Origin of the sequence: Pedobacter sp. 22226 (assembly GCF_052045455.1) — a bacterium.
Taxonomy (GTDB): Bacteria; Bacteroidota; Bacteroidia; order Sphingobacteriales; family Sphingobacteriaceae; genus Pedobacter; species Pedobacter jeongneungensis.
In genome coordinates this window covers 86356-106546 of record NZ_JBQEPB010000003.1, presented here as the reverse complement: position 1 = coordinate 106546, position 20191 = coordinate 86356, and the positions used below count along the sequence as shown (strand labels likewise).

Sequence of the window (20191 nt, the reverse complement as noted above, 5' to 3'; positions counted from 1 at the left end):
ATTAGATAAAGATAGCACTTTCGCCAACTTCGTTAGGCTTATTTACGTTTTCCGATACGCGTTTCGCATAAATCGTCATTTTTTCGGTAATACCGTTTTCAATAATATCCAGGTCCGGATCAATAAAGATATTCCGTTTAAAAAAGGAAGTTTTGATAAAGAAAATCCATTTATAGTTTTCCAGATCATCGCCTTTAAACTCTACAGGGCTTTTGGCAAACTTTAAATTGTAATCATCAATAAATTTATGGAACCAGATACCAAAGTTCATATTTTCTACCGCCTTTACCTTTACTTTTAAAGGTTCAGGATCGCTGCTTTTTTTGTACAGTTCAAGCTCCAATACCAGTAAACGGTTAAAATCTACATGGTCCATGTTGATATCCAGTGGCGTATCAGGATATCTCCAGATCTTATAAATTTCTGAAGGAATACCCAGTAGGGAAACATAGGCCCACCAAAAAATAAGCGGTACAAAAAAGCAGGTGATGCTGCCGGCACCAAACCAGCCAAAGTTTACCGAGCTTAACCAGTTAAAGGCCAGCTGAAACAGATATACCGATAAAATGGCCGAAACCAAAGTGGCAAAAAAGATAAATACCTTACGCTCAAGTAGATCTTTCGGATAATATTTTGTTAATAAATAAACAAAAACCGAGCCCGTTAAAATGTAATAAATACAGCAGATAATGTAGCCCCAGGGCATGAAATTAAAATTCAGAAAGCCTAAAAAACCCGGAATTGCTAAAATAATACCAATAAGCAGAACACTTACGATGAGTCTTTTGTTGTTGAGAAACTGATTCTTCTTGTTAATGATAGAAAGTACTGCCGTTGAAACCAAAAAGATCAGCGGGAATAAGAGAAAGCGAATAAAAAATGATTGAACGTCCATTAATTTTTATAGATGTGATGTACTACAAATATAGTATCTTTAGTATTTGATTATAATCCTATTTTTTTCGATAATATAAATTTAACCTATAACAAATAACTAAGCTTAAAGTTTAAATGAAAAAAGAAACTTTGATTAATAACGAACTCTTTACAGATTACAAAGCTGTTGCGCATGCTGCAGACCTGATTGAACGTAAAGTAATTGATGCTGATAGGATTGAAATTATACCCCTTGGGCCTGATAAACGTGCTTTTGCCAAAGATATTGACACTACCAATGTTTATTATTCGGAAAAAAGAAGGCATGACCGGATCCGCATTAATACTAACCGCGAAGGTTTGTACGATATGCTGCCCGAAGGACTTTTCCACAGGCCGCCAACAGGCAGCGCGGGGATGGATGAGGAATCGATGATTAAAGACATCAGGGACAGGAGAGAGGAAGAAAAGGAAGCCAGGTTATTTTTTACTCCATTTGATGCTGAAATTAATTATGTAAGGATCATGACCGAGCTGTATGAAAACATGCTCGATAAAAAAACAACCTATGCTGATCTGAGCCAGATATTTGAGTTTGGCTGGGATGAATTTAACCTGTTGAATAAAGAGCAGAGCATTATCTGGATGCACCTGTTACCCGAAATCCAGCAGAAAAGAAACGATATCGATTTTGTATCAAAGGTGTTAACCGCCTTGTTTAACCTGCCTATCGCCATTGTAGACGCCACAGCAAATATTGCCCCGGTAAAAATTGCAGAAGAAATGCAGATGCAGCTAGGCCAAAGTGCATTGGGTATTGATACCATTATTGGCGACAGCTTTAGCCCCGAACACGAAGCTTACAATGTAAACATCGGTCCAACTTCCCCGCAGGAACTGATTAAATTTATTCCCGGGCAAAAAAACAGGGCCATTCTGGATATGGCTATTAGTTATTTAATGCCGGTAGATGCTGAGGTAAATGTAGAATTGCTTACCGCACCCGATTATCAGGAAACGGTATTAAGCGAAGATGGAGAAAATGCTTTTCTGGGTTATACAGTTTATATATAATATTTCTCTCAAATTATTTATCGTCATTGCTGAGGCTCGAAGCAATCCTACAACGAGCGCTAGAAATTGATTAATCCCGCCTGTAGTAGTAACATTGCATCGTTGTTCCTCCTCTAGCAATGACGACTTCTTTATTAAACTGCCCTATACAAAGCTGGCTTTAGCATTAGCCTGTAGTGCACATTCATGGTACTTCTTAAATTTAATTTCGCCAGCGTTAAACTCAGCAATTCTTCCCAATCCTGCGCATCAAGTTTAAGGTTTTCTGCCGGCTCAATCAGAATATCGGTGGTTTTAATAAAGCCTGCGTTTGGTTTATTATCCATTATTAAGCCTTTAGCCAGGGTAATGCCTTTTAATTTGTTCCCCAGTTCATAGCGGCAAAAATTTATAACATCGGCCTTGGTAATTATCCGGTCGGCAGTTGTTAAGCCATATTTATAAGCCTGTACCCTGTTGGTTGCGTTTAATCTCGATCGGCCTCCTTTTGTTTGGCTCAATAAAAAAATACTCTCTGCGTTAACCTTATTATTGTCATACACCGCTAAACGACTGCCTGCATTAATATGATTGGCTTCTTCGGCCTGCGTAACCCAGATGTCTAAAAATAAAATATCCGCATCATCAATCGGTTTCAATACAATATAGCTGGGCAGTTCTTTTATATCTTTAAGTGCCGAACGGCTTTTTTGTTCAATAAGTGCAATGTTTTGTTCCAGGTTTTTAAGAATTGTGCTTAAAAAATCAGGTCCGTAGGCAGAAAACGCTGCTTTTTCATCGCGTAATAATTCAAAAAGATAATCTACCAGCTCTTTCGCATTTCTGGTGTCGAAACGCTCCGTACCCCCGTACCTGATTGAAAAAGAACCATCGCCTTTTTCGTTCTCGTTGGTATAAGGAATTTCATTATAACTTTTCCCCTTATTATCCTTCAGGTTTTCAACGGCCAGCATCTGGTCGAGCGCTTCAGTTTTAATAGGGATGATGTTGTTCATCGTTTTAAGCCTGTGTTTAATCTGGCTTAAACGTTTATTTACAACCGGAAATGCATTAATATAAATGTGTAGCTCATTCAGCATTTCCTGGTTAATGGCGGCTGGAAAAACTACTTTAAGCCATTTTACCGAATCATCGATCTTATTAAGCGCTGCGGGTTGAAATAAGTTTGCAAATTCGGCAGGGAGCTCCTTGGTATCGTCAATATTGAAATCGTTCAGGTCGCCAAGCGTAATAAACCTGTTGCTGTAAAACTGCAACACGTCGGCTTTAATCAGGTTAAGCAGTTGTTTGTGTTGAAAAGGAGCCTGTATTTTACCCGTTAAAGGCTCATCCATAAACCGTTCGGTGTAACCTGTGAGTTCGTTTTCCTTGTAAAACCATTTTCCTAACGATAGCAGGTCGTAAGTGTTTTCGGGCACCGAATAATTTTTCCAGTCGAAAAATAAATTCAGTTTATTAAAATCCATCCAGTTATTTAAGCCGCTAAAGCCAATATAGAGGGTGTTTTTCTCCATCAAAGTACCCGGAAGCGTATTATAAGCCGGTTGCTTGCCCATTTGTTCTACATCAAAAAGGGTATTTCCGGTAGCGATATATCTTATAGCAGCATTGTTAACCTTTACATTGTGCAACGGACTAAAAAAAATATCGGTTTTCTTTGGCTTATCATTTTCCTGCTGGATGTTTTTCTTGAAGGCAAACTGGCTGTATGGCGATAGGTAATCTTCCTGTTCAATGGGCCTCGCATGCATAATGGCATGTGCAGGTAAGGATGATGTTAAGTGATCAGGGGCTAAAATGCGGCTAATTTTATCAAAGATTCGGTTCTCCAGGTTTTTTACATCATTGGCAACATTAAAAAGCTCGTTGCTCAGGGCTTCAATAATCAGCCTTACTAATGGATCGAAGTCGTTACTGTCTTTAACATTCCAGAAATCTTCGGCATTTTTTACAATTCTATTGCGGATTTCGTCTTTGGATGAATAAAAAACTGGTTTCATGTGTAGGATATTTTGGGCGTTTTAGATTAGGTTGATAGCGGGCTGAGGAATAAGGCGGTATTAAAAAAATATTTTTCACCCGTGGTTTTTATGAGCGCCCGCACACTAATATCTACCTTTTTTTTGATCTCCGTGATCTTACGGAGCGGATAAACATTCTCTACTTCGGTAATGCGCACTTCTACCGCGGTATTATAGATTCTGAACTCATAATCAGTGATCGATTTTAGCAGCGATTTGCGGAATTTTTCCTCCCAGATGCTTTCACTTACGATTAATTCAAAATCAAGGTCCCATATCTCGCACCCGAAATCATTGTGGTACCGGTGCTCACCAAAGCGGGTAAAAATGATCAGTTCTATGTGGTTTGAAATCGATCTCCCAAGGTCAGCAGGCTGAAGGCCAGTGCCTGAGAAAACAGACTTAAATCTGAAGGGTTTGTTGTAAAAATTTTCAGACATAGATGGTTTGGCTTAAAGTTTGTTAAAAGTAAAAGAAATAAAATCGTTTTAATAACCAAACAACAAATATTAAAAATTGTTATAGTACAATGTTAATTTGAAAAGGTTTGTGTGATTTTGTGTGAGGTTGATGTCGGATTAATATGATAACTAATGCTATGTGAAATTATTAATGCTCTATGAAACCCATTAACGCCATCGAAATTAGAACTGCTTATACCAGGTTTATTTTAAACTTTGTATTTCTGACGCTTTTCTCCATCCTTGCTATTTATCTCTTTTTTGCAGCATCCGATTATGAGTACACCCTGCTCGATAAAAAGGTAAAAGAGACCGAAAAGCTGTCTTATCTAAGAAAAGATATCAATACCAATTTCGACCTTATCCTGCTCCGCTTTAAAGAACTTGCCCAATACCGCGATTATAACGCTAACGAAATGAGCAAACAGAGTATTTTGCTTGGCGATATCCAGAGTGCCAATAACAGGATAAAAGATCTTGTATCCAAAAAAACACAAACCAGTCCGAGTTTCGATCTTTACGAAAAGCTAAACAAGAATGTTGGTGCAATGGCCGATCTGCAAGATTCGCTGATCAATACCAGGGGCGACATTCAACGCTACAAAGAGCAGATCAACGATTGCCACCGCGCAAACCAGGCTGCAGCAAACAAAATTAAAAACGGAAGATTCGGCCGGTAATTAAAAAATTATGATAAAATTAAGCATAAAAGAAAGGCGCGAACAATTCTTGTTTTTTGTGGCGCTGTTTGTTTTTACCGTTGGGCTTTTAAGCTTTGGTATTTTTTATAGCAATACCTCGCGATACGAAATTTCGAAAGAAGAGCTTGAGGTTAAGATTAATGAGAACGAAGCATTCGAAAGCATGGTGAAGGAAACTTCGCCTACCATCGATACCACTTATAAACAGATTACCCGTTATAATCCAAATGTACAGGCGGTTTTCTTAAAAAATGATATACAAAACTCATTAGGCTCTATCAGGGCTGCGTTTGACCGTAAGGCGTCAGACTCACGCTATAAAATATTTGTTCAAACCGCCCAGCTGTACGACAGATTATTTTACGATAGGCAAGAACAGAACAGAAACATTACAGATATTGAATTGCACAAAAGACAACTGGATGATTGTATTACCAACAGGCGCCAGTTGCAGCAAACCATGTCTGCACGATAAATATCCCAAAAACAACCTATAAAAAAACGCTACCTATGTCTGACACAAACACCAAGCAAGTTAATTCAAATTCGCAAGGCTATGTTATTCTCTACATCCTATTAGCTGTACTGCTCTTAACAGGCCTCATTTTCTTATTTAAAAGCTCATTATTCGAAAAAAGAGCAATTGACGCGCGGATTTTAAAAGATGAAATTTATTTAAACGAAGATTTAGTTTTCACCGATAATACACCTAAAGCCTCAAAATGGTTATGGGAGTTCGGAAATGGCGAAAAAGCCACGACCAAAACCGGCGCTTACCATTACACAAAACCCGACACCTACATTGTACGCCTGACCGTTGATGGCGAACTCCGCCAGGAGTTTCCGGTAACGGTAAGAGATACCGTACATACACCGGTTATAGACAGTGTATTAACCATTAGCGGGCCAACTGCTGGTTTGGTTAACGAAGAAATCAGGCTGGAAGGCGATGGCGAGGGGAAAGATTTCGAATGGTCTTTCGGCGAAACCGGCCGTGTAGATGTTAAGGGAAAAACTGCCTTATACACCTACCGTGCACCAGGAAAATATGTGGTTCGTTTACGTTCTGATAAAAGCCGCAAACCTGCATTTTTAAACATTTTGATTACCGATCCTAACGCAGAAATTGTAGAAGATCTTGTTGCGCCCGGCGATGGTGAACGTAAAACCATCGATGATATCAGGGCACGCTTACAGGCCATTGCCAACGGTGCCGATTTTAATTCCAATTATTACTACCTCGTTAACAAATACATGTGCGGCAACGAAAAAGTAACGGTTAATGTAGAAATGAACGGGAAGAAAAAACAGACGGATATTTATTCGTATTGTATGGGACTTACTTTTGGAGGCGAAATAGCCGTTGATGAAGCGCAGCTCACCATCAAGCCAAATTCTACCTGTGCCAGTTTAGTAAACATTAAACAACATTCGGGAACGGCCCAGCCAGCGGCAACAAATGCTGATGCCCCGGCCAAAACAAAATAGATTAACATCTCCTAATTTTAAGCTCATCCACAGATTATGAAAAAATATTATGCCTTAACCATCCTGTTTTTAGGAATATCGTTTGCCTACGCACAGTCGCCGGCATCCTTTGGCAAAAAAGTGAAATACATGCCTAAATCGTATGAAAGGCCTTCTGAAACCATAAACGTTAACGACAATACCAGCAGCAGCAGTTTGCCATGGATCGTTTTTTCCGACCGCGAAGATAATTATACCACCACAGCGCCCGGCGGAAGCCTGATTATGAAAAAAATCAGCTTTATGGAACCTTTTTATGTTTCTAAAGAGGAAAACGGCTATCTGAAACTGGTTAAATATAAAGCCGGAATGATCAGGGGAAGAAAAATTAACGATAAAAAAAGTGCCATCAGCTATGGCTGGATCGCAAAATCGAAATTGCTTTTATGGCAACGCGCTTTCTCTAACCAGAAAACAGGTTATGCAGAAAAAGCCATCGGCATTGTTAACGGAAAAAATGCGTTAACCGAACCAAAATTCTATTTCGATACTACCGATTCTATTTTAGTTTACAATACACCTGAACTTAAAGACAGGCGCACTAAAGTGAGGTTACACGAAATTACCTATATCTATAAAAAATCAGAAGATGGCAAAAAATACCTGATCGGTTCTGATGATCAGCTGGTTGCCGATACTGCTTTAAAGAGTATATATGGTTGGGTTTCTGCCGAGGCCGTACACAGCTGGGGCGACCGTTTGTACATTACTTCGGTTAAGCCTGGAAATTACGACAATGATGATTCTACCGCAACATCAATCAAAAACGGAATCGATAAAGGAACGTCTTTTGTAATCGACCCATTATTGCCGGGAGAAAACCTGATTTTAAGAAGTGTACCAGTAGTTTCGAACGATGAGGGTACGAATGTGGTAGGTATTGCTGCTGATGTTTACAATAAAAAAGACAATAAAATATTAACCATTAATGGTTCAGCGCTTTCTTATCAGGACTACCTGAAACTACGTAAAAATAAAACCAAGGTAAACGTAGTTTTTGTAGTAGACGGCGGTAGCCCAATGACCAAGTATTTTTCCGGAATGACCAACACTATTGCTTCTTTCGAAAATATAATGGGCGATTTTGGCAAAGGAACAAAAGTGAACTATGGAGGTGTGGTGTATCGCGGTGAAAGTGGTTGTGCATTGAAAGGAATTTTTGTGAGCCCGATCCAAAATGATTACAGGCAATTGATGACTTTCCTGTCAAATCAGGCCAAAAATACGGTTAGATGTAATGGAGAGGTAAGTGAAGAGCCTGTTTTTCAGGCCATCAGAACAGGTTTGGGTTTATTTAAAGCAAAAAAGAACGAAACCAATTTAATTATTCTCGTAGGTAGCACCGGAAATACCGGCGGAACCAACAATTACCTCATTAATGAGTTAAGCGAGCAGGTTGCACAAGCAGATGCACGTATTTTAGCCTTGCAGGTGTACAGCGATTTTAACCAGTCGTTTAACGATTTTGTAATCCAATCGCGTAAACTCGTTTCAGAATCAGCTATCCGTTCTGCTGAGTACAGAAAAAATACCATGGTAAAAGGCGAAGGCTTAAAAAGCTTCCAGCCTTATAATACCAGTTTGCAGGATTCTATTTCTTACTATTTAGATTATCCTAAAAACAGTTTAATCCAGGGTGGTGTGGTTTTCCCGACCAAAGGTTCGGTTAACTCTAACCAGAGCATGACGATTGCCTTACGACGCTTTGTAAAAGAAACCAGTTCAGATATCTATAACCAGATCAGTTCATTAGATAGTGCATTCCGTTTAACGGGTATTTCACGTAAAAACCTGTCACCTGAGGTAGAAAGCTTGTTGCCAGAGCCGGTTGGTGCAGAAGTTGCAGACCGCATGCCGCACAATGCTTTTAAATATTACAGTACCGCAAACCTATCAGCCGATGCTGTAAAAAATAACCGCTCTACCTTGCAATATGCCATTGTTTTAAATAATATGGAGTACAAACAGATTGTAGATGTGTTTTCGATCATGTTAGGCCAAAACCTTCAGGCTGATCAATCTTCTTTCAGAAGCAAGCTGGTTAAAAATTATGTAAGGATGCCAAAACAGATGCTCGGCATAAAAATATCATCAGGCGATATTAAGAAAATGACTTTGGATAATTATATCAAACTGGTAACCGGTTTGCCTTTAACTAACGAATTCCTTGCTAAATACACCGTAAACGATTTAAAAAGCACTTCAAAAATGCCTTTAGATCAGTTTGAAAACTATATTAAACTGTTAAGCCAATCGGTACAGCAAATTAAAAGGGCCACGCAAATTGAGCAGCAGTTTATTTCCAACGGCAAAATATATTACTACATCACCGAAAATAATTTTAACCCGGCAGTATTGCCTACAACCAACTAAGGCATATGGCAGTTACAAATTTAAGCGAATCGGTAAAAACAGCGCTCCACATTGCACAGTCTTTAGCCAAAGAGTACAGAAACGAAGTTTTTACTGCGGCTCACCTGCTAAAAGGCTTAATGCATAAAGATGTTGGCCTGAGGTCGTTCATTACCTCCATTGGTAAGGATGAAGAATACATTAGCGAATGGGCAGAAGTGCGGATTGATGAACTGCCGAAATCGGCAAGTTTTACCGATACCGTAAGCGGAGCACCAGAAATTGCAGTGATATTTGAAGAAGCAGATAATGTGCGCATTAAACTCGGACTGGATTTAATTACTCCGGTATGTGTTTTAACCGCATTGGCAAAGCCGGGTATTGGTTTTCAGCCTGATCAGTTGAAATCTTTCCCGATAAAAGAACGCGAAATTTTAGACCTCTATGTTAAAGACGAAGAAATTTCGAGGGTGGTTTCGCCTGATAAAGCCAGCGCTGGTACCGAAAATAAAAGTACAGGCAATGCCTTGTATAAATACTGTATCGACCGCTTGCAAACCGTTCGTGATGGTAAAACGGACGAAATCATTGGTCGTGATAGAGAAACCCGCCAGATGATGGAAATCCTTTGTCGCCGCACCAAACCAAATGTAATTTTAACAGGTGATGCAGGCGTAGGTAAAACCGCCCTGGTTGATGGTTTCGCCATTGACATTGTAAACCAGAATGTGCCCGAAAGTTTAAAACCTGTTCAGCTTTTTGAGCTCGATTTAGGTTCATTAATTGCAGGCGCATCTTACAAAGGTGAAATAGAAGACCGTTTAAAAAACATCATCAAAGAAATCAAGCAGTTTGAAAAAGCCGTGCTTTTTATTGATGAAATCCATACTTTATTAGATAGCAAAGGCCCGCTGGGTGCAGGTATCGGTAATTTATTAAAGCCAGAACTCGCCCGTGGCGAAATTACGGTAATTGGTGCTACAACCATTGACGAGTACCGCAAAATTATTGAGCCCGAGCAGGCTTTTAGCAGGCGTTTCGAAGTATTGCAGGTTAACGAGCCAAATGAAGAAAGTACCATCAAAATGTTGCAGAAACTGGCCGTAAAGTACGAAGAGCACCATACTTTAACCATCGAACCTGATGCTTTAGGCGAATGTGTGCGCCTGGCCAAACGTTACATGAAAGACAGGCGCCTTCCTGATTCTGCCTTCGATTTATTGGACCGGACGATGGCCGCCATGAAAATGATGAACGACACCTCCGATCAGGTAATTGAAAGTTTGGAAGCCGATTTACAAGTTTTAAACAGTAATTCTGAACAATCAGAAGCAGATAAATTTGCCGATTACAAATGGCTTTTCTCTTTATTGCAGAATAAATTAAGTCCGGTTTTGTTAGGCCGCTTAACCGATGAAACACAAACGGATGCTTTCGAAACTGCTGATGAATATCAGGGATACATCAACAGCAGCTTGCAGGAGTTAAAAAAATACGCTGCAGAAAAAAGCGACCGCATTAGCAAACAGGATATTGCCTCAATTGTAGCCTATAAAACAGGCATCCCAATGGGAAAACTGCAGGCAGGCGAAAAAGAAAAACTGCTTAATATGGAGCAGTACCTTAAAAAGCGTGTGGTAGGACAGGATCAGGCTTTAAAAGCTGTTTCTGATGCCATACTCGAATCGCGTAGTGGTTTAAACAAAAAAGGACAGCCCATTGGATCATTCTTTTTACTGGGCCCAACCGGAACCGGTAAAACCGAACTTGCCAAATCAATCGCCGAATTTTTATTTAACGACGAAAAAGCGATGATCCGCTTCGATATGTCCGAATTTAAAGAAGAGCACAGTGCTGCACTACTTTATGGCGCGCCTCCGGGCTACGTGGGTTACGAAGAAGGGGGCTTGCTGGTGAATAAAATCAGGCAACAACCTTATTCCGTATTGCTTTTTGATGAGATTGAAAAAGCGCACCCTTCCGTTTTCGATACCTTTTTACAGATTCTGGACGAAGGGCACATGCACGACCGTTTGGGCAAAGAAGGCGATTTTAGCAATTCATTAATCCTTTTTACTTCCAACATCGGTAGCGAATGGATTGCAGAACAAATTGGTAAAGGCGTAATTCCGGCTTCCAACCAGCTTATGGAAGTGATGGCCGGGCATTTCCGTCCCGAATTTTTAGCCAGGATTTCAGAAATCGTTCCTTTTGCACCAATTAACGAAAGCAATGTGGTACGCATTTTCGAAATCCAGTTAAGCAGTCTGGTACAATCGTTAAACAAGATGGGAATCGAATTCGAAATTGCAGATGACGCCAAGAAAATGATTGCTTTAGATGGTTTTACACCAAAATATGGAGCAAGGCAGTTATCGGCAGTGATCCGCAACCTTTTACGCAGGCCGATCTCCAAATACATCATTTCCGGAGAGTTAAAAAAAGGATCGAAGATCGTTGTTAGCAAACATCCCGAAGAAGATAAACTAGAATGGAACATTATTCAGCCAGAAGTTGTTACATTGGAACAAAAATTGAGTTAAAACGTTAACTATTATATTATTAGAAAAAATTAATCGTAAACCTAAATCTACATACTATGTTTAATTATGAAATTGGCGGTAACGAGCGAAAAATTGACACCTCAGAAGCTTTCGCTGAAATTGCCCACAACAAAACACTTTTTGTACAAAAACTAACCGATAACGAACCCATCAAACCCGAAAAGGTAGAGGGCTTAAAAACGGTAAAAGAAGTATTTGAACATTATAAACCAAATGTGAGGGTAGCCTTCGAAAAAGAAGATGGATCTACCGTTGCCGAAACCATCAATTTTACCGATTTAAGCGATTTTGGTGTAAAAAACATCATCAATCAAAGCAACTACCTCACCAATGTAAACATCGAGAGAGAAATGTCGCTTAACGTAATCAAACAGTTAAAATCGAACAAAACTTTAAAAGCTACACTTGATGACGAAGAAACAAAATCGGCCTTCATTAGTGCTTTAAAGAATTTTGTTGACGAATTGGAGCAAAATAAATAATCTTAACGCCGAAAAAACATGTCAAATCCTCAAGAATTAAAAGCAGACCAAAATACATCTGAAGCAGGTTTTAAACCGGCCGAAGTTAAAACCATAGAAAAAACATCCCTTAAAGATAACTTAGAAAAACTGGCCCGTGTTGGCGGTTTCGATTTGTTGGAAGCTACGGTTGATGGCCTTCAGAATTTAAACCCTGAACGCAAAGCCCGTAAGCAGATCTTTTTAACCGGTGATGAAAAGAAAAAAGAACGCGAAGAACTGAAAAAGAAAATCCAGCTTTGGATTGATGTGCTCGAATCTTCAAACTCTGTTGCAGATATGGTAGAAAAAAGTACTGAAAAACTGAATGCAGCAGAACAAAACCTGAGCAAAAATATCGGTACAGCTTTAGAAAGTACCAGAGAATTGGAGCAGGCCTACCGTTCAGTTCATTTATTCTATAAAAATACCGAATCTGACAAGCTTAAAAATGTGGTGTTGTTAAATGCATCAATGGATCAGATTAAAGATTTGGATAACCCACGTTTTATCGAATATGTAGATGATGAGTTAAAACAGAATTACGACCGTTTAGACCTGCGTAAAAACTATTCTTTGATGGTAGTGCCAGGTTACATGGGTTCTAATAAAGTGGTAGAAAGATGGGGTAAAATAGCCCACAATAACAAAGCCATGCTGGTAACTGATTTTGCCGATCTTGATCAGCCTGATGATGTACTTGATTTATTTACAGCTGCTAATCTTACTGGCGCTGATGCATTCAGATCGAACGTAATCATGACCTGTAACTGGTTGGTTGGCCGTGGTAAAGTTGCCGAAGTTGGCGAAGAAGATGATTTAACCGTGCCGGGATCTGCTGCACTTGCCGGTAAAATGTATTATACCCTGATGTCGCAGGTTACTGCCGGTAAAAAACATGGTGCTATAAACGAGGTAGACGGTGTAAAATTCGATCTGAAGAAAAGTGAAATATCTCATTTAGAGCGCGTTGGTTTAGTGCCAATGGTTAACGAATATGGTAAGGTAATGGCTTTCTCTGCTAAAACTTTGTTTAATGGCGATAACATTGGTTTACAAACTTATTCTGTTGTGCGTGTATTCGATTACGTAACCAAAGTATTGTTCGATTTCTTAAACAGAAGGGCTTTCGAAAACTGGACTTCTAAAACAGAACAGGATCTTCGCGGGCAGATTGTTAAGTTTTTGGATGGCATACAGGGTGCAGACCGTTTGATCGAAAGATTTAAGATTATGCGCTTCGAAAGAGACGAGCAACAAAAAGACAGAATCCACCTTGATATCCACATTACACCATATTTTCCTGCAAAAAGTTTTGTGGTAAAACTGGATGGACATAAAGGAGAAGATGAAAATACAACCTGGAATACAGAGTACAATCAACAATAGTTTTTGATTGATGAAAATAAAAACCCAACCTTAGCGTTGGGTTTTTTTATGGTTATGCATAACACTTAACAAATTCTTTATAATTTTGTAATGCATCGGCCAGATCAGATTAATCAAAAAAAATGAAGCAAGTACTTATCCTGAATGGGGATATTGAAAAAAACGCATCTACAAATTTCCTGATTAACGCCTATAAGCAAGGTGCAGAAAGTGTTGGCGCTACCGTAAGGGAGCTGGCCATTATCGATCTGATATTTAATTCAAACAAGCTGTTTAATAACAGGCAGATTGCTGAATTAGAGCCCGATTTGCAGAAAGCCTTAACGGCCATTAGGCAGAGTAGCCATGTGGTGCTTTTTTGCCCTGTATATGTAGACCATATCCCTGCAAAAATTAAAGGCTTTTTCGACCGCCTTTTTATGCCCGATCAGATTTTTACTACTCAATTGCAAAACGTAAACAACAATTTTAGCGGTCGTTCGGCAAGGATTGTGTCTATTTTAGACGAAGCAACATTTAAAGAATGGAAGGCAAATAAAAAAACCACTTACCTTTCCATCAAAAAAGTAGTGTTCGAAAAATGTAGAATGAGCCCGGTACTTACCAATACCATTGGCGAACTTCATTCCCTTGAAAACCACTACAGCCAAAAATGGCTGGCAAAAATGGAAAAATTTGGCTCACAGCTGATTTAAAATCGCCATGGTCTGTGTCTCCACAGACCATTCATGTAAAAGCATCAATTTGTCCTAAAACGCTACACTCTGGGTACAATTGCTACAGTATCGTAGTGGTGATGGCTGTTCTAATGTATTTGTAACACTAAAGATAGATTCGGATTTTTCCACATCTTTTCCACAAAAACATATTGCATAACTTCGTTTTTAGGCGATGAGCCTTAAATTGTCATTTTTTTAAAATCTGGTTATCACTTATCAGTGAGGAATATGCATCACGTTTGGCCTGATATTTGGTTATATTGCTGAAGTAGCGGACGCTACAATTAAACCAATTTTTTAACCTTTAAATTTTAAAACTATGGCTTTCAAAGCTAGATTAAATTTTTCAGGCAAGGAGTACGATGTACTTCATTGTGCCTATGCGTTAAACCGTGATGTAGATGCTAAAGGAAGACCCTCTTCCGGAGTTTACGGCGGTACCATCGACATTGAGATCGAATCAACCGAAGACACCTCAATCATCGAGGCGATGGTAAACAACCAGTACAAACCTATTACAGGAACCCTGCTGATCAAGAAAACAGAGGAAGATGCCAAAATGAAAGAAGTTAACTTCGAAGACGGCTACATTGTTAAATATTCCGAAGGGATTAACATTGTTGGCGATCACCCGATGACGCTTAAGTTCCAGATTTCAGCCCGCAAGCTTAAATTAGGTAACGCAGAGCACCTTAACGATTGGCCAAAAGCCTAAAGAGAGGTTAAGGCAAAGGTTTAAGGTACAAGGCAATAAAACGCCAAACTCCACACGCTTATCGCCAACCGCTCACCGCAATTCATTCATTTAAAAACATTAAAAATTACTACAATGGCATTCAAAACCCGTTTAAACTTAGGATCAAAAGAATTTGATGTACTACAGTGCAGCTTTTCATTAAATAGAGATGTTGACGCAAAAGGCCGTCCGTCATCAGGTGTTTATGGTGGTACCATCCACATCGAAATCGAATCAACTGAAGATACTTCAGTAATCGAATCAATGGTTAACAACCAGTACAAGCCGCTTTCCGGAACAATTGTTTTCAAAAAAGGCGAAGAAGATGCTAAAATGAAAGAACTGTCTTTCGAAGATGGTTATATCATCCAGTATAACGAGGGTATTGCAGTAAACGACAATACACCAATGACTTTAAGTTTCGTAGTATCGGCCCGTAAGCTAAAGCTGGGCAATGCAGAACACGAAAACGATTGGCCAAAAGCTTAGTCATCACTAAACATATAGTAATTAAAGCGCGCCGATTTATCGGAGCGCTTTTAATTATTTATTATTTTATTATCCCGCATCTACCTTATCATCCCAAAATTAATATTGCTTTTTGATGTGTATATTAATTTAAAAAGCTACCTCAAAAATTAATGCTCAATTATGTCCAGCCATTCCAAACATATTGCAGTAAAAAATCATTACTATTCTGGTAAAACGTTTGGTTCGGCATCAATACACAATAATCATCCGGACATACGGTTGGCTGAAAATGGATCCATTTTTAATATAAGCGCATGTGCATACCCGGCATTTAACCTGGGGTAATTTGTTGTGAATAAGATTAAATCAATATGGAAAAGAAACTCATTACAGAGATCAATATAGAAGGGAAAGAAATTACGCATTTTGCTTCCTTCAGCTTACATCAGGCTTTTAACGAGCATCACTATTTCGAGCTGCGTTTTAACCACGACCAGATGGGCGCACCTGGTTTAATCAGCCTGGACGATAGCCGCGATTTTGTAGGTAAAACCCTAACTGCTTCTTTCGGGCATTCATCAGAAGGTATGCAGAATTTTGTAGGTCTGGTTTCAAAAGTCGAACTATCGCAAAGTCATGGCTACCATGGTGTTTTGATTGTAAGTGGCTATAGCCCAACTATTTTAATAGATCGCGGCCCTGATTTAGGTTCTTATTTAGATAAAGACCTGAATGAGATTGTAAAACTGGCAACCAAAGATACACCTGCAAACGACCTTAAAGTTGTTGCCAATGCAGCCAGAACCAATCCCATCGATTATATCATCCAATACAGGGAGAGCGATTTTGCTTTTTTGAACCGTCTTTCGGCTGAGTACCACGAATGGTTCTTCTATGATGGCAAGCAGCTTAATTTCGGTAAGCCCAATACGCAAAAAGATATATCGCTGTTTTATGGCAGAGATGTACAGGAAATGCAATATGCCATGGAAATTGCCCCGATTAAAAACAAACGTTTCTCTTATAATCCAAAACAGGACGAAATGTTGTTGAGCGAAAGCAGCGGAAACGTAGATGGAACACCCGATTTATCGCATGCTGTTAAAGCTTCAAACCTTACTTTTAGCAAAACTTTCAATCAGCCTTCTTTAATCCGCGTAGATAATAACAATGATATTAAAAATCTGGTCGAAAATGAAGAAAAAGCCAATACCAGCGAACTTTTAAAGGTAACAGCAAGGGGCGATAATGCCGGTTTAAGTATAGGAAGTATTGCCGAAATTACCATGAGCCTGAGGAAAGAACTGGCTTTTACAACCGAAAGCCTTGGTAAATTCCTCATCACCGGAATTAAACATCATATCGATGAGAATGGTAAATACCATAATACTTTCGAAGGGAAAATAGCTACTACCGAACGCATTCTGGTAAAAAACTTCCAAAAGCCACAGCCTGATATGCAACTGGCCGATGTAGTCGATAACAACGATCCACAGGGGCAGGGACGTATCAAGGTAAAATTTAAATGGGAATGTTTAACCAACGATGTTACCGAATGGTTACGTGTGGTAACACCAAGTGCCGGTATTGGCGAAAGGGGTAACAACCGCGGTTATTTCGCTATTCCAGAGATTGATGATCAGGTAATGATCGCCTTTGAAGAAGGAAATATTGCTCGCCCGGTGGTGATGGGAAGCGTTTACCACAGCGCCAGTGTTGATAGCAGTCCGTTAATTAAAAATCACCTTAAAAGCATCATTACCCGGAGCGGGCATCTGGTCGAATTTGACGATGATGCCAACAGTCAGGGGATAAAAATTACCGATATCCATAACAATATCATCCACATCGATACCAAAGGTAATAATATTACCATAACCGCTCTTGAAAACATGAGTTTAAACTGTAAGAACATGCAGATTAACGTACAGGAGAATATGGATGTGCAGGTAGGGCAAAACCAATCTACCAATGCGGGTAAGGATATTGTCACTACAGCGGGTAATAATTATTCGTTAAGTGCTGTTGGAGATGTTTCCGAAACATCCAACAACCGTACAGAACTGGCAATGAAAGATTTTAAAAGAACGGCTGATACTTCAAACGAAATTGCTTCAGAAATAAGCATGTTCAGTGCAAAAGAGAACATGACGATGCAGAGTGGTAAAATTGTGGAGCTTAATAGCGCCGAAAAATCTAACCTTTTCTAACAATGGCAATTATAAAACAAGCTAAAAATATCAGCATTGAGGTAATCCAAAAATATGAACTACGTGTTGGTGTTAAATTGGAAAAAGTTGCCCAGGTAATGAATGTTGAAGCTACTTCACAGAACCTGTCATTGGCCAGTAGCAAAAAAATTGTATCAAGCGGTAACAAATCATGAGTTTTAGAAAAAACAGGTATTTATTGCTGGCGTTCGTTTTACTGGCGATAACAAGTTGCAAAGGACAAAAAATGGAAGAAAAATTTGAGTGGACAGGTACGGTTTCGGCTCCCGAAGAATATCCGATGGAAATATACAAGGGGGCTTTAATTGCTAATGATTTTACCTATAGTTTTGATGCCATCTGGGGAACGCAGAATACTGGATGGGGAAACGACGGCGGCGTGATGAGCGTAACGACCAAGCAGATGGAAGCACCGGATTCGTTAAGTTTTACCTGGCTATCGCTAATGGAAAAGAAATTTTATACCGGTAAATGGAAATTAGATAAGGCCCGCATTGCCCAGTTATTCCATGACGGATTTAAGGATAACCTGACCAATAAAAAAGATAACTACACGTTGATCAAAATTGGTCTTGCGCCAAAAGGTAAAGTAGTGGTTTGGCTTAGCGGCCCAGGTTTCCAGACGGAGGTGGGTGCTTTTGAGGCCAATGAAACAACTATTTCAAAAGAACAGGCTTATCCCAATGCAAAGTATATGCTGGAGCCGAATTTTATCACACTTACACTGGAAGATAAAATGATTATGAAACCGGAAATTTTAGAACGCATTAAAACTGAAGGCATGCCAGACCCGGCTGTTTATGAACTTTACCGCAAAAAATATCCCTGGCATCCGGAAGTTCATTTACCCGTTGGAGATCAGTTGATATTATGCTACTACAACTTCCTTAACGGCGAAGAAGAAAATCGGTTTGGAGCAGATCTTACAGCTAATCCATACGTTTCCAGGGCCGTACCCAAATACATCACTTTGGTTTGGAAAAAGGAAAACGGAACGAAATACGGGCTTGAAATAAAACCTTTTGACGAAAAGGAAACAATGGCTGCTTTTGAGAAACTTGGAACATCAGGTGAGATAAACCTGGTTGTATCGCTAAATGCGGACGGAAAAGGAGCAAAAATATCGCTAAAAAATAGTACAGAAGAAATTCAGCTCAACAGGGCGAAAATTGATATCAGTAAAGTGGATTAGTATGACGAGCGTTAAATTGGGCAGTTATGTACCGCCAAACGATAAAGTAGAGTATTTAGATCTTTTAGTAGGTGTGTTTTTTGATGGAACAAAAAACAATATGAATAACTCTGAAGAGCGTAGAGCCAATACACCTACCTACCAGCGTAACGGAACAGACAGCGACAGCAGTTACCAGAACGATTGGTCGAACGTTGCCAGACTTTGGGATATTTACGATAAGAGTAAAAGTATTTATTTAGAGGGTATTGGTACTGAAGATGGGCAAAAAGACAGTCAAATGGGTTATGCCTTCGGTACCGGTAGCACAGGAATAAGGGGAAAAGTGAGAAAGGCCTGCGAAAAAATTTTTACAGATAAACTGAAAAGTGCGATAAAGAGCAGCGGAAAAAAGAAATTAAGAAGCATTACTTTCGACGTATTTGGTTTTAGCCGGGGGGCTGCGGCAGCAAGAAATTTTGTTTATGAGATCGGTAAAAATGAATACCGGTCTAGGATGACTGCAGACCCACATACCGGAATCGTATCGAGATATGATTCGGATGGAGAAGCAACAAGTTTAGAAGTAATGCCAGCCTGCGGCCGTTTAGGCGAAATGTTTAGCGCTGCCGGACTTAAAATAACTCCTAACCAAATTAAGGTAAGGTTCTTGGGCATTTTTGATACCGTATCGTCGTACTCAAAATATTTTAGTGTATCTCCTAATTTCAACGATGTTGAAGAATTACACCTCAACCAGATTGGTCGTGCGCAAAATGTTGTCCATTTTGTAGCTGAAAATGAGCACCGTAAGAATTTCTCCTTAACACATACAAATGTTGGGAGAGAACGGGTTTTTCCGGGTGTACACAGTGATATTGGAGGAAGTTACGAAACAGATACAGAAGTAGTATCCGAATTGGCTACCTCATGGACCCTTAAAGGCAATCTTGATGCTTTTAAAGCAAAACTTATAAAAGAAGCCTGGTATAAGGAAAATCAATTGAAAGTTACCGGTGGTAATATGTACTGGGCCCTTGAGGGAAGAAGGTTTATTTACAAAGAATACAGTTATATCCCCTTACAGTATATGGCAGAGCATAGTCATAATCATGGTTTGCCACTTGCTAAAAGTAAAACTGAAACAAAATACACCATAAACGGCAATCCTTTGCTACTCAGGGTTAAAGCCAGGCTTAGAGATTATGTAATGGCTAACGGATCACAATATGTTTTTTCTGCAGAATTACCCAAAGATCCTGCGCAGCGGCAACAGCAGGAAGACCTTCGCAAATTGAGAAACCAGTATTTGCATTGGTCGGCAGATAGAAAAAGTTCTTACGGCATCATACAGCCTATGACGCCAAATGCCGATGGCAAAAGGGTTACTTATTAATA

General features: G+C 39.5%; 18 protein-coding genes. 15 read left to right on the top strand and 3 right to left on the bottom strand.

Annotated features, from left to right (window positions below; all coding sequences use genetic code 11):
* Position 1: 1 nt before the first annotated feature.
* On the bottom strand, positions 2-895 hold the full coding sequence (locus tag ACTJKC_RS07400; protein ID WP_440790903.1) for a TssN family type VI secretion system protein: 894 nt from the start codon (positions 893-895) through the stop codon (positions 2-4).
* Positions 896-1011: 116 nt separating this feature from the next.
* Here ACTJKC_RS07400 and ACTJKC_RS07395 point away from each other — a divergent pair, with 116 nt between their 5' ends.
* On the top strand, positions 1012-1950 hold the full coding sequence (locus ACTJKC_RS07395) for a type VI secretion system baseplate subunit TssG (protein ID WP_344852401.1): 939 nt from the start codon (positions 1012-1014) through the stop codon (positions 1948-1950).
* 134 nt (positions 1951-2084) lie between these two features.
* On the opposite strand, the gene ACTJKC_RS07390 is transcribed toward ACTJKC_RS07395, so the two are convergent.
* Both ACTJKC_RS07390 and ACTJKC_RS07385 read right to left on the bottom strand, forming a co-directional pair.
* Positions 2085-3950 (bottom strand): hypothetical protein, encoded by a 1866-nt coding sequence (locus ACTJKC_RS07390; RefSeq protein ID WP_344852400.1) that lies wholly within the window; start codon positions 3948-3950, stop codon positions 2085-2087.
* A gap of 26 nt (positions 3951-3976) precedes the next feature.
* The gene (locus tag ACTJKC_RS07385) at positions 3977-4411 is read right to left on the bottom strand and encodes a GPW/gp25 family protein (RefSeq protein ID WP_025141850.1); all 435 of its coding nucleotides are present in this window, start codon (positions 4409-4411) and stop codon (positions 3977-3979) included.
* Between the two features lie 179 nt (positions 4412-4590).
* Between ACTJKC_RS07385 and ACTJKC_RS07380 the strand changes: the two genes are divergently transcribed.
* The 14 genes from ACTJKC_RS07380 to ACTJKC_RS07315 all read left to right on the top strand — a co-directional run bounded on the left by ACTJKC_RS07380 (position 4591) and on the right by ACTJKC_RS07315 (position 20189).
* On the top strand, positions 4591-5112 hold the full coding sequence (locus tag ACTJKC_RS07380) for a type VI secretion system TssO (protein WP_344852399.1): 522 nt from the start codon (positions 4591-4593) through the stop codon (positions 5110-5112).
* Between the two features lie 10 nt (positions 5113-5122).
* Positions 5123-5608, top strand: coding sequence for a type VI secretion system TssO (gene tssO / locus ACTJKC_RS07375; RefSeq protein ID WP_025141852.1), 486 nt, complete (start codon positions 5123-5125; stop codon positions 5606-5608).
* Between the two features lie 35 nt (positions 5609-5643).
* Positions 5644-6621, top strand: a complete 978-nt coding sequence (locus tag ACTJKC_RS07370; protein ID WP_440790902.1) for a PKD domain-containing protein — start codon at positions 5644-5646, stop codon at positions 6619-6621.
* A gap of 36 nt (positions 6622-6657) precedes the next feature.
* Positions 6658-9033, top strand: a complete 2376-nt coding sequence (tssR, locus tag ACTJKC_RS07365; RefSeq protein ID WP_440790901.1) for a type VI secretion system protein TssR domain-containing protein — start codon at positions 6658-6660, stop codon at positions 9031-9033.
* Between the two features lie 5 nt (positions 9034-9038).
* Complete coding sequence (locus tag ACTJKC_RS07360) at positions 9039-11555, top strand: ATP-dependent Clp protease ATP-binding subunit (protein ID WP_440790900.1); 2517 nt, start codon at positions 9039-9041, stop codon at positions 11553-11555.
* A 56-nt stretch (positions 11556-11611) separates the two neighbouring features.
* Complete coding sequence (locus tag ACTJKC_RS07355; protein WP_344852395.1) at positions 11612-12058, top strand: hypothetical protein; 447 nt, start codon at positions 11612-11614, stop codon at positions 12056-12058.
* A gap of 18 nt (positions 12059-12076) precedes the next feature.
* Positions 12077-13465, top strand: a complete 1389-nt coding sequence (locus ACTJKC_RS07350) for a DUF5458 family protein (protein WP_344852394.1) — start codon at positions 12077-12079, stop codon at positions 13463-13465.
* A 122-nt stretch (positions 13466-13587) separates the two neighbouring features.
* Positions 13588-14160 (top strand): NAD(P)H-dependent oxidoreductase, encoded by a 573-nt coding sequence (locus ACTJKC_RS07345; RefSeq protein WP_440790899.1) that lies wholly within the window; start codon positions 13588-13590, stop codon positions 14158-14160.
* A 343-nt stretch (positions 14161-14503) separates the two neighbouring features.
* Positions 14504-14899, top strand: a complete 396-nt coding sequence (gene tssD / locus ACTJKC_RS07340) for a type VI secretion system tube protein TssD (protein ID WP_025141859.1) — start codon at positions 14504-14506, stop codon at positions 14897-14899.
* Positions 14900-15013: 114 nt separating this feature from the next.
* Entirely contained in the window at positions 15014-15409 is a 396-nt protein-coding gene (gene tssD / locus ACTJKC_RS07335) for a type VI secretion system tube protein TssD (RefSeq protein ID WP_344852392.1), read from the top strand.
* A 353-nt stretch (positions 15410-15762) separates the two neighbouring features.
* On the top strand, positions 15763-17601 hold the full coding sequence (locus ACTJKC_RS07330; protein ID WP_440790898.1) for a type VI secretion system Vgr family protein: 1839 nt from the start codon (positions 15763-15765) through the stop codon (positions 17599-17601).
* Positions 17602-17603: 2 nt separating this feature from the next.
* On the top strand, positions 17604-17777 hold the full coding sequence (locus ACTJKC_RS07325) for a hypothetical protein (protein ID WP_187592523.1): 174 nt from the start codon (positions 17604-17606) through the stop codon (positions 17775-17777).
* Entirely contained in the window at positions 17774-18814 is a 1041-nt protein-coding gene (locus ACTJKC_RS07320) for a DUF2931 family protein (RefSeq protein WP_440790897.1), read from the top strand. The genes ACTJKC_RS07325 and ACTJKC_RS07320 overlap by 4 nt, the downstream gene beginning before the upstream one ends.
* A 1-nt stretch (position 18815) precedes the next feature.
* The gene (locus tag ACTJKC_RS07315; RefSeq protein WP_440790896.1) at positions 18816-20189 is read left to right on the top strand and encodes a T6SS phospholipase effector Tle1-like catalytic domain-containing protein; all 1374 of its coding nucleotides are present in this window, start codon (positions 18816-18818) and stop codon (positions 20187-20189) included.
* The last annotated feature ends 2 nt before the right edge of the window (positions 20190-20191 follow it).